The organism is Caldisericota bacterium (assembly GCA_034717215.1).
Lineage (GTDB): Bacteria > Caldisericota > Caldisericia > Caldisericales > Caldisericaceae > UBA646.
The window spans coordinates 1-11,559 of record JAYELD010000115.1 but is presented as its reverse complement, the minus strand read 5'-3'; the positions used below and the strand labels follow the sequence as shown (position 1 = coordinate 11,559).

The window sequence follows — 11,559 nt, the reverse complement described above, 5'->3', positions numbered from 1 at the left end:
GAAAAATGAGTCAGATAGATAAAAATGGTCGTGTAAGAATGGTGAATGTCACTGAAAAAAGGGAAACCGTTAGGTTCGCCAGGGGGCATGCTCGAATAAAAATGAATAAAGATGTTTTAAATATGATAATTGATGGAGATATCAAAAAAGGTGATGTGCTGAGTGCTGCGAAAATTGCTGGTATTCTTGCGGCTAAAAAAACAGGAGAACTGATCCCTCTTTGCCATCCGTTAAACATTACGCATTCGGATGTTTCTTTTAAAATTCTTGAAAGTCCTTCTGCCATTGAAATTGAAGCAACTGCTGAGCTTGTGGGAAGAACAGGTGTGGAGATGGAAGTTTTAACTGCAGTATCTGTTGCCGCACTTACTATATATGATATGTGCAAGTCGATGGACAAAGAAATGGAAATTGACGAGGTTTATCTCATTGAAAAATCAGGGGGGAAAAGCGGACATTTTATAAAAAAGTAAAGAAATTTTTTTGCTTGACATAAAATAAAAAGATGGTAAACTATTTTTTTGCTGTGTTTTCAGAAGAAGGAGGGTAAATGGAGAGCATAATAGATTTTTCCAAGACGAAACCAACTATTGAAATGCCGTATCTTCTCAAGGTACAGAAAGAATCTTACGAGGATCTCAAGAACAGGAAGTTGGGGAAAATATTAGCAAAAATATTTCCGATTGAAACAAAGAAGATTACACTTGAATTTGTAAGTTATTTTGTTAGCGACCCTATAAAGTCTATTGAAGATTGTCTACGTATTGGTTCTACTTACGAAGCGCGCATAAATGCAACTTTTAGATTGACTTACAAGGAAACAGGAGAGATTATAGAGCAGAGCGTATATCTTGCAGATATTCCTGTGATGACTCCTGAAGGGTGTTTTGTCATTAATGGCAGGAAAAGAGTTGTGGTACAACAACTCCTACGTTCACCCGGTGTATTTTTCCAATTAAATCGCGAAAAGGATTCTGGCATTATTAATTACGTTGTCACTATGATTCCTGACCATGGAACCTGGATGGATATGGAAGTGGGAAAAGACAATGTTATATACATGAGGCTTAAAAAGAAGATGCGTAAAATCCCGCTTTCAACAGTTCTTAAAGTGATAGGTTTTTCATCCAACGAGGAAATACTCTCCACCTTTAATAGAGTAATGTCAATTAATATTATAACAAAAGCAGAATCTTCTTATCAAGTAGCTTTCGGGAAAGTGCTTGTAGAAGATGTAAAAAATGAAAAAAACGGGAAAATACTTCTTAAGAAGGGCACACGATTTACGGAAAAGGCTTTGGAAATTCTTTCTAAAAATAATATAGAACGAATTACACTTAAACTTAAGGGTGTAGATTATTGGATTGAGCAGACAATCAAGAGAGATAGGAGCAATACTCCAGAACAAGCTATGATGGATATTTATAAAATTGTGCATCCTAAAGAAAGAATTACATTAGACGGCGCTAAATCACTTGTAGAAGGACTCTTGATTAGTCCGAAGAGGAATAGCTATATTCCTGTGGGTCGTTATAAGATTAATATGAAATTTGGTACAAATGGAGATAGCACGAATCTTACGAAGAAAGATTTTATAAATATAATTAATTATCTTATAGATATACGCGAAGGAATTGAAAAAGAAGATGACATAGATAATTTAATGAATAGAAGGGTAAGAACTGTTGGCGAACTTATAGGAGAAGAAATAGAAAGAGGATTAATCAGGGTACAGAGAAATGTAAAAGACAGAATTACTATTTCCCAGAAGGATAGAATAAAACTTTCTGAAATTATTAACGCAAAAACAATATCTGGTCAGTTGAGGCAGTTCTTTGGCACCAATCAATTGTCCCAATTTATGGAGGAGACTAATCCTCTTTCTGCTATAGCCCATAAGAGAAGATTAAGTTCTCTGGGGCCAGGTGGGTTACACAGAAAACGAGCAGGTGTCGAGGTTAGGGACGTACATCACTCACATTATAGTAGAATTTGTCCTGTTGAAACGCCTGAAGGGCAAAATATAGGTTTAATTAATTCACTTGCTTCATATGCTAAGATTGATGATCTTGGTTTTATTACAGCTCCTTACAGAAAAGTAGAAAGGGGTAGAGTTAAAGATGAAATTATTGAAATTACTCCCGCTGATGAGGAAAAATATATTATTGCGCAGGCAAATACTCCAGTCGATAAGAAAGGCGTGATTAGTGTTAATAATGTCATTGCTCGAGAAAAAAGCGTATCCGGAGAAATCATTCCTCAAACTGTTGCCAGAAGTGAAGTAGATCTAATGGATATCGTTCCACAGCAAGTTATAGGTGTATCGGCGTCCCTTATTCCTTTTCTTGAACATGATGACGCAACTAGAGTTCTTATGGGATGTAATATGCAGAGACAGGCAGTACCATTAATTAACCCTGATCCTCCTCGGGTTGCAACAGGTATAGAGAAGAGGGTTCCTCTAGACAATGGAGATCTTCAACTTGCCGAGGAAGATGGCATTGTTTCTCTTGTAACAGGGAGTCACATTTATATAGTGCCTGACGATGCAAAAGCTGAAGAGGTTTCGGTATATAAAGAAGTGAGGGAATTGAAAATAAATCTTTTAAATATGGTGAAGCAAAAAGAAATTCTTTTGTTTGATTATAAACCAAGGGTTGAAGGTCTTGATAAATATGTGGGTGATAGGATTACATCTTTGGTTATTGAAAAGCTTATTACAAAAGGAATAGAAGAGATATCCATAATTGAGTTAGATAAATTACAGAAGTTTCCTGTAAAAAAATGTTTTGACCTTGAAAAAAATGAACAAATTGTTGGCATGTTTGCTGCCGAAACAATAATGAGCAAAAAAAATAAACCTATTATAGAGGAAGGGCAAAAAATATCTGATACAAAATTGAGCAGGCTTTTTAACAGCAAAATAAAAAAGATAAAAGTAAAGGAAGACGACAAAGTTGTTAACAAACCTGTGTTTTCTATCAATCTTACAGTCATAGGAAAAAATATCTTAGAGAAGTGGATTTTTGCTACATTTATAAACACAAAAATGACGAAACATATTGGCAGTGAAATCACTGAAGAACTTTTGAAGAAGTTTTATGAAAAAGGTATTACAGATTTTCTCGTTTATTCAAATGATGATGTAAAGACCTTTTTTCTTGGCAGATTAAATTTGGATGTTGTGGATCTTATAGCAGCTAAAGATTATGTTGTTAAAAAAGGCAGAAAGAAGGAATATATATTAAATAAAGAGGAGATAATAACTGCTGATGCACTGAAAAAACTTGCTGAAGCAGGAATAACTAAGATAAAAATAAAAAAAGGGAAAGTTTATAAGTTAAAGAAATTTTATAGAACAAATCAGGATACCTGCAGGAATGAACATCCCATTGTTAAGAAAGGACAACATGTTCGAAAGGGAGAACCTATTGCTGATAGTTATGCTACAAAAAATACAGAACTTGCTCTTGGCATAAATGTTCTTGTTGCATACATTCCATGGTATGGTTACAATTACCAGGACGCCGTTGTTATAAGCAGAAGGCTTGTAAGAGAAGATCGCTTAACTTCTATTCATGTGAAAGAGTATAATATTGATGTACATGAGACTGATCATGGAGATGAAGAACTTGTTGCTGATCCACCAGATGTTTCAAGAGAAGCCAAGCGATTCTTAGATGAAAACGGTATTGTAAGAGTTGGATCCAAAGTTGGTCCAGGCGATATTCTTGTAGGAAAAACTACTCCATTTCCAGAAGAAGATGAGACAAGTGAGGCAAGACTTTTTAGAACTTTATTTGATAATAGACCTGCTAATATCAAAAATAGCTCTTTTAAAGTGCCACCCGGTGAAGGAGGAGTAGTAGTAAGTGTTAGGAGATTTGCGCAAGAAGATGGATATGAACTTGCTCGAGGTGTCAAAGAGCTTATTAAAGTGCGTGTCTCAAGGAAAAGAAAAATTATTGTAGGTGATAAGGTTTCTGGGCGTCATGGAAACAAAGGTGTCATCAGTAATATTTTGCCTGAAGAGGACCTCCCATATCTTGATGATGGAACTACAGTGGATGTGATATTAAGCCCATTAAGTGTACCGTCTAGAATGAATTTGGGCCAAATTCTCGAAGCTAATATTGGCATTGCTGCTAAAAAGCTTAATGTGAGAGTTATTACCCCTATATTTAATGGGGCTGGTGAACAAGAAATTAAAGATTTACTAAAAGAAGCAAAATTGCCTGAATCAGGACAGTTTACTGTGTATGATGGACGTACTGGTAAACCTTTTGATTATAAAGTAACACTTGGTGATGCATATTTACTAAAATTAAACCACCTTGCAGAAGATAAAATGCATGCACGATCTGTGGGAAAATACACACTTATAACACAGCAACCAGTTGGTGGAAAAGCACAATTTGGTGGACAGAGATTAGGAGAGATGGAAGTATGGGCGCTTGAGGCATACGGGGCTTCTGAACTTTTACATGAAATGCTTACAATTAAATCTGATGATCTTGAAGGAAGAAGGCATGCCTACGAAGAAATTTCAAAAGGCAATACAGTACTTATGCATGGTATTCCCGAGTCATTTAATGTACTTCAACGCGAGTTACGTGGTTTGGTTCTTGATTTAAAGGTATTACCCGAAAAGAAGGGAGAAAGACCAAAGAGGGAAAAGATTATTCCTAAAAAAGAAAAAGTAGAACTCACATTTAAGAAAAGGGAGGAAGAAAGCAGTGAAGTTATATAAAACTGAGAACATTAGAAATGTTGTTGTAGTTGGTCATGGTAATGCAGGGAAGACGACCTTATCTGAAGCTATTCTATTTAAGAAAAAACTGGTTTCAAGGATGGGAAAGGTGGAGGATGGAACTACTGTATCTGATTATCAACCAGAGGAAAAAGAAAAATCTATTAGTATTGGTTTGTCCATAGTTCCTTTTGAGCATAATGAAGTAAAAGTTAACTTTATTGATGTACCTGGTTATCCAGATTTTATTGCGGAAGCACTTAGCGGAATAAGAGCAGGAGACAATGGCTTAATTGTGATTAACGCAGTAGCAGGTGTTGAAATTCAAACTAAGAGGTATTGGAATTATCTTGTGGAAATAAATAAACCACGTGCATTTTTTATCAATAAAATTGATGTTGAGGGAGTAGAGCTTAGTAAAATTATAGACAATATTAAGGAAACTTTCGGTTCCAAGGCTTTTCCTATTATTGTTCCAATAATGGATGGCAAAACTGTAACAGGAGTATATAATTTGCTTTCTGACAAAGAACCGCCAGATGGGGTAATACCTAACGTTTCTGAACTTAAAAAAGAGTTGATTGAAATTGCAGCTGAAGGAGACGATGCATTACTTGAAAAATATCTTGGTGGAGAAGGACTTACCCCCGCAGAAATTAGACAAGGTTTAAAGAGATCGCTAAGCAGAGGTGAATTTTTTCCTATTCTTGTAGGTTCTGCACTTACACTTCTTGGGATTGATGAACTTATAGATTTTATGGTTGATTATATGGTTTCACCGGATTTTTTTGGTGTTGTCAAAGGAATGGCCCCTAAGACTAACGAAGAAGAAGAAAGAAAAATTTCCGCAGATGATAATTTTTCAGCTTTTGTTTTTAAAACAGTGAGTGATCCTTATGTTGGAAAGCTTTCTTTTATAAAAGTATATTCAGGTTTGTTAGGTTCAAACAGTACCGCATATAATAGTTTGAGGGGTGTTTCGGAGAAGATATCGCAGCTACTCTTTGTGAGGGGTTCCGAACAAATTCCTGCTGATAAAATTGTTGCAGGTGATATGGGTATTATAACTAAACTTTTAGCATCGCAGACAAACGATACGCTATCCGATAAAAATACGCCTATTGTATTTTCTAAAATTGTTTTTCCAACCCCGATGCTATCGCGGGCAATGCGGCCAAAAAGTAAGGCAGATGAGGATAGAATGAGTATAGGTCTATCTAAAATTATGGATGAAGACCCTACTATAATTGTTACGAAGAATGTCGAAACCAATGAACAGATTATATCTGGAGTTGGAGAGGCACATCTCTCTATTATTATGGAGAAATTAAAAAAGCGGTATAATGTAAATATAGAGCTTACTACTCCGAAAGTACCATATAGAGAAACAATAACAGGAAAAATAAAAGTAGAAGGGAAATACAAAAAGCAGACTGGCGGACATGGACAATATGGACATTGTTGGCTAGAAGTTGAACCTCTTTCGAGAGGAAAAGAGTTTGAATTTGTTAATAAAATCTTTGGTGGAGCTATCCCTAAGCAGTATGTTCCTGCAGTGGAGAAAGGCGTAAAAGAAGCAATGAGTCATGGTATACTTGCCGGTTATCCTGTTGTGAATATTAAGGTGACAGTTGTTGATGGCTCATACCATCCTGTGGATTCTTCTGAAATGGCATTTAAAGTTGCAGGCTCAATGGCTCTGAAAAAGGCATTAGAGCAGTGTAATCCAATTATCCTTGAACCAGTCGAGAAGGTAGAAATTATTGTTGACGAGCAATATATGGGAGAAGTAATAGGAGATATAAATAGTAAACGTGGCAAAGTTCTGGGTATGAAATCAGAGAATGGGAGACAGATAATAGAGGCGTTGGTTCCACTTGCTGAGATTTTAAGTTATTCGAATGATCTTAATTCTATTACACAAGGAACTGGCGTATTTACACAACAACATTCTCGCTATGAACCTGCACCACCTAAAATGATCGAAAAGGTAATTCAGAGCTCTAAAATAGAAGAGAAGGAATAAAAAGGAGGTGCATTTTGAAACATAATGAGATAGAAGCACTTAAAGTGTTACTTGCCTCCCGGGAAGATGTAGAGAAATGGTCTCATGGTGAAGTTAAAAGGGCTGAGACATATAGTTACAGGACATATTCTCCAGAACCTGATGGTTTGTTTTGCGAAAAAATATTTGGTCCTGTACGAAATTATCAGTGCCATTGTGGTAAATTAAAAGGAATTCAATATAAAGGGTTAACTTGTTCCAGGTGTAGCGTTGAAGTACTTCCTTCAAGTGTAAGAAGAGAAAGATTCGGAATCATTAAACTTGCCTCGCCTGTAGTACATGTTTGGTATTTTAAAAATAATATTAATTATGTTGGGCTCCTCTTAGGTTTACAAGCAAAGGCCATTGAGAAGGTTGTATATTTTGTTTCATATATTGTAATAGATCCAAAGCAAACAAAACTCAGAATGAAGCAGCTACTTACAGATGAAGAATACAGAATATATAAAGGAGAGGGCTATGATTTTGTTGCCAAAAAAGGCGGCGAGGCTATTAGGGATTTATTAAAAATGGTTGATTTGGAGAAAATGCTTGAAAGCGCAGTGGAAAAAATTAAAAGCGGAACTAAACAGGAAAAAATCTATGCTGTAAGACTTTTAGGCGTTGTAGAAGGTCTCATTCAAAATAATAGAAGGCCGGAAGATATTGTACTCGATGTTGTTCCTGTTATTCCTCCGGATCTTAGACCACTTGTGCCGCTTGAGGGTGGAAAATATGCATCAGATGATTTGAATGAGCTTTATAGAAGAGTTATAAATAGAAACAACAGATTAAAAAGGCTTATAGAGGTAAACGCTCCAGATATTATGCTACAAAATGAGAGAAGAATGCTACAGGAATCCGTGGATGCTTTGTTTGACAATGGGAGAAGGACTTATCCTGTATTAAATTCTTCGAAAAGACCACTTCGTTCCTTGACTGATATTTTGAAAGGAAAAGAAGGACGGTTCAGAGAAAATCTTTTAGGAAAGCGTGTAGATTATTCTGGTAGGGCTGTTATTGTTATTGGGCCAGATCTCAATCTTGATCAGTGTGGTATTCCAAAGGAAATGGCACTCGAACTGTTTAAGCCATTTATTATATATGAACTTTCTAAATTAGGGTACAATAAGAGAAGGGCTAAGGAGCTTCTTGAAAATCCTACGCCTGAAGTGTGGAAGGCATTAGAGAGCATATCGAAAAATTATGTAGTACTCCTTAACAGAGCTCCTACATTGCACCGATTAGGCATCCAGGCATTTAAGCCAATTCTTACGGAAGGTAAAGCAATACAGCTTTCTCCACTTGTATGTACTCCTTTTAATGCAGATTTTGATGGGGATCAGATGGCAATTCATTTACCTATCTCGTTCGAAGCACAGACTGAGGCGCGTTTACTTTTACTTTCTTCTCACAATATTCTTTCTCCTGCGAATAGCTCTCCCATCAATGGACCTGTTCAGGATATGGTTTTAGGTTTGTATTATCTGACATTCGGAAGCAAAAGTAAAAAAATATACTCTCATTTATTAGATAATCCTGCAGAAGTAGAGCTTTTGTATGAAAGAAAAAAATTAGGGTTACATGATACAATTAAATACTTTGTTGATGGAGAAAAGATAGAAACGACAGTTGGGAGAGCATTATTTAACGATAAGATTATGGAAAATATTTTCAGTGATGATGAAAAAACAAAACGGTTTAAATTTATCAACGAGACTGTAGGAAAACAACAGTTGGATAGGATTATATCTGATTTTTATTCCGAATTCGGTCTTGTAAAAACAGGTATTTTTCTTGATAATTTAAAAGATCTTGGTTTTAAATATTCATCGTACGCTGGAATGAGTATCGGGATGGACGATGTAAAAATACCACCCAAAAGAAAAGAGCTTATTGAAAATGGAACAATTCGGACGAATAAAATTAATAATGAGTATAATCAAGGTTTGCTTTCAGAAAATGAACGATATAGAAAAATTATTAATGTATGGTTGGAGGTTGCTGATAATGTTAAAACTGCTGTGTTTTCTTATTTTGCTCCGTTTGATAGTTTATATATGATGGCAAATTCCGGTGCAAGAGGAAATAAAGATCAGATTACTCAGATGGCAGGAATCAGGGGTCTTATGGCTGGTCCTACTGGTAGAATCATCGAATTTCCAATTAAGTCGAATCTTCGCGAAGGACTTACTGTTCTTGAGTATTTTCTTTCTACACACGGAGCGAGAAAAGGGCAAGCAGATACTGCGCTTAAAACAGCTAACTCAGGCTATCTTACCAGGAGACTTGTTGATGTAACTCACGAATTAATTATTAAGGAAAAAGATTGTGCTCTGCAGGTGATAGAGCCCATACGAATAGGAGATGAAATAGTAGAATCTCTTTCTAGAAGAGTTGCTGGGAAAATAGCTGCCGAGGATGTAAAAAATCCTTATACACACGACATTCTTATCCATAAGGGCGACATGATAAATCATGCCCAGGCTGAATTGCTCGATAAGTTTGACATACAAAGGATCTTAGTGGAGAACTACATAAATGGAGTGACGGTAGTGCCAATTTTGGAAGGAAACTCCGTTATCGTATCTTTAGGGGAACAAATTTGGGGTAGATATGCTGCAGAGGATATTACAGTCCCGCAGAAAATAAAGGAAATTTCTGTGGATAGTGGTGATTCAGTAAATGTTACTGCTGCTGAAAGTATTATTAATAAACCTACTGGAGAAATTCTTGTGCAAGTAGGGGATGTAATTAATAAAACGATGTTGAATAAAATGAAGAAACATAAAATAAAAAAGGTAAAAATATTCATTAGTAAACCTCGTGTTATTGTAAAAAGAAATGAACTTATTGATAAACAGAAAATAGAAGAGATAGAAAAATTTGGAATTGCCAAGGTAAAAATTCGTTCTCCTATTACTTGTCGCTCTGATCATGGTGTATGTGAAAAGTGCTATGGATTAGACCTTTCTTCTAGAAAAATGGTAAATATCGGGGAAGCAGTTGGTGTTGTTGCTGCTGAATCTATTGGAGAACCAGGGACCCAGCTTACTTTGAGGACATTTCACGCTGGTGGCGCGGCTGTTGCAGACATTACAACTGGATTGCCAAGAATTGAAGAACTATTTAGTGCTCGTAGTCCAAGAGGTAAAGCTTTTATCTCTTTGCTTACAGGACTTGTGGAAATTAAAGAGGATAAGGCAAAGAAAACAATTACAATCACAAATGAGAAAAATGAAAAAGTAAAATTTGTTACCGCAGGTGATAAAAAGCTCAATGTAAACGCAGGGGATGTTGTAAAAGTTGGTGATGTGTTAAGCAAGGGACCATTTGATCCTCGCGAAATTCTTGAGGTTAATGGAGTAATTGCAGCAGCACGTTATTTAATTCAAGAAATCGAAAAAGTATACAAATCGCAAGGTGTGGATATTAATGTTAAACATATAGAACTTGTGGTAAAGCAAATGTTTAACAGAGTCAAAATAATTGGTGCAGGAGATACTAATTATTATGAAGGCGAAATAGCTACTATTGATTCTGTACTTACTGCCAATCGGATTGCTAAAGCACGTGGTGGAAATACCGCATGTTTCAAATTTTTAATTCAGGGAATAACAAAAGCTGCACTCTCTTCTGATAGTTTTCTTTCTGCTGCATCATTCCAGGAAACTCCAAGAGTTCTGGCCGAAGCTGCAATTAAAGGAAAGATTGATCTACTTAGAGGGATGAAAGAATCTATTATTGTTGGGAAGAAGATTCCAGCAGGTACAAATTTTAAATTTGAGGAATGAGCTATGACTCATTCCTCAAATGATTTTGCTTGACAAGAAAAGTTGTTTTGCTATAATTACCTTTCGTGTGAAATAAAAATTAGTAGGAGGATTATTTAATGTTTACATTTAATCAATTAATAAGGAAGCCGCGAAAGAGTAAAAAAGAGAAAGGCAAAACCCCTGCTTTAAGAGGATGTCCTCAAAAACGTGGAGTTTGCGTGCAAGTGAAAACTGCAACTCCCAAAAAGCCTAATTCTGCTTTAAGAAAAATAGCAAGGGTAAGGCTTACTAATGGAGCTGAAGTAACTGCGTATATTGGAGGTGAAGGACATAATTTGCAAGAACACTCAATGGTTTTGGTGAGAGGCGGAAGAATAAAAGACCTTCCTGGTGTTAGATATCATATTGTGCGTGGAGCTCTTGATGCTGCCGGTGTTGTAGATCGAAAAAGAGGTAGGTCCAAGTATGGAACAAAAAAACCGAAAGATATTAAAGGAGGTGCCTGATGCCTCGCCGAGGAGTTATAAAGAGTAGGAAAATTTTAAGAGACCCGGTGTATAATAGTGTGAAACTATCTAAATTAATAAACAATGTAATGTTAGATGGTAAAAAAAGTTTATCTCAAGCAATTGTTTATGGAGCATTTGATATTATTAAAGAAAAAGTGAAGAAAGACCCTTTGGAAATTTTTGAATTGGCTCTTTCTAATGTAAGGCCTTTAGTACAGGTTAAACCAAGGAGAGTTGGAGGGTCTACTTACCAGGTACCTTCGGAAGTCGAAAAAGGAAGAGGAGAAAAAGTTAGTTTAAAATGGATCGTAAGAGCTTCAAGAGTCAGGACGGGTAAATCTATGATAGAAAAACTTGCACAAGAAATTATAGATGCCGCTAATGAAACAGGTGGAGCCTACAAGAAGAAGACAGATGTGCATAAGATGGCTGAGGCAAACCGTTCCTACTCGCATTTTAGATGGTAGAAGCAAATAAATA

Annotated in this window: 6 protein-coding genes; all 6 read left to right on the top strand. The window is 36.1% G+C overall.

Annotation, left to right across the window (positions count from 1 at the left end):
* The first annotated feature begins 5 nt into the window (after positions 1 to 5).
* The 6 genes from moaC (at position 6) to rpsG (ending at position 11,546) form a co-directional block, all read left to right on the top strand.
* On the top strand, positions 6 to 473 hold the full coding sequence (gene moaC / locus U9Q18_04440; protein MEA3313606.1) for a cyclic pyranopterin monophosphate synthase MoaC: 468 nt from the start codon (positions 6 to 8) through the stop codon (positions 471 to 473).
* A 77-nt stretch (positions 474 to 550) separates the two neighbouring features.
* On the top strand, positions 551 to 4,750 hold the full coding sequence (locus U9Q18_04435; GenBank protein MEA3313605.1) for a hypothetical protein: 4,200 nt from the start codon (positions 551 to 553) through the stop codon (positions 4,748 to 4,750).
* On the top strand, positions 4,737 to 6,776 hold the full coding sequence (gene fusA / locus U9Q18_04430; protein MEA3313604.1) for an elongation factor G: 2,040 nt from the start codon (positions 4,737 to 4,739) through the stop codon (positions 6,774 to 6,776). Before U9Q18_04435 ends, fusA begins: the two co-directional genes overlap by 14 nt.
* A gap of 14 nt (positions 6,777 to 6,790) precedes the next feature.
* The gene (gene rpoC, locus U9Q18_04425) at positions 6,791 to 10,588 is read left to right on the top strand and encodes a DNA-directed RNA polymerase subunit beta' (GenBank protein MEA3313603.1); all 3,798 of its coding nucleotides are present in this window, start codon (positions 6,791 to 6,793) and stop codon (positions 10,586 to 10,588) included.
* 98 nt (positions 10,589 to 10,686) lie between these two features.
* A complete protein-coding gene (rpsL, locus tag U9Q18_04420) occupies positions 10,687 to 11,076 on the top strand; it encodes a 30S ribosomal protein S12 (GenBank protein ID MEA3313602.1) in 390 nt (129 codons plus the stop codon).
* On the top strand, positions 11,076 to 11,546 hold the full coding sequence (gene rpsG / locus U9Q18_04415) for a 30S ribosomal protein S7 (GenBank protein ID MEA3313601.1): 471 nt from the start codon (positions 11,076 to 11,078) through the stop codon (positions 11,544 to 11,546). Before rpsL ends, rpsG begins: the two co-directional genes overlap by 1 nt.
* The last annotated feature ends 13 nt before the right edge of the window (positions 11,547 to 11,559 follow it).

Coding starts and splice junctions, on each gene's coding strand:
- U9Q18_04435 (MEA3313605.1), top strand. CDS start 551: ATGGAGAGCATAATAGATTTTTCCAAGACGAAACCAACTATTGAAATG.
- moaC (MEA3313606.1), top strand. CDS start 6: ATGAGTCAGATAGATAAAAATGGTCGTGTAAGAATGGTGAATGTCACT.
- rpsL (MEA3313602.1), top strand. CDS start 10,687: ATGTTTACATTTAATCAATTAATAAGGAAGCCGCGAAAGAGTAAAAAA.
- rpsG (MEA3313601.1), top strand. CDS start 11,076: ATGCCTCGCCGAGGAGTTATAAAGAGTAGGAAAATTTTAAGAGACCCG.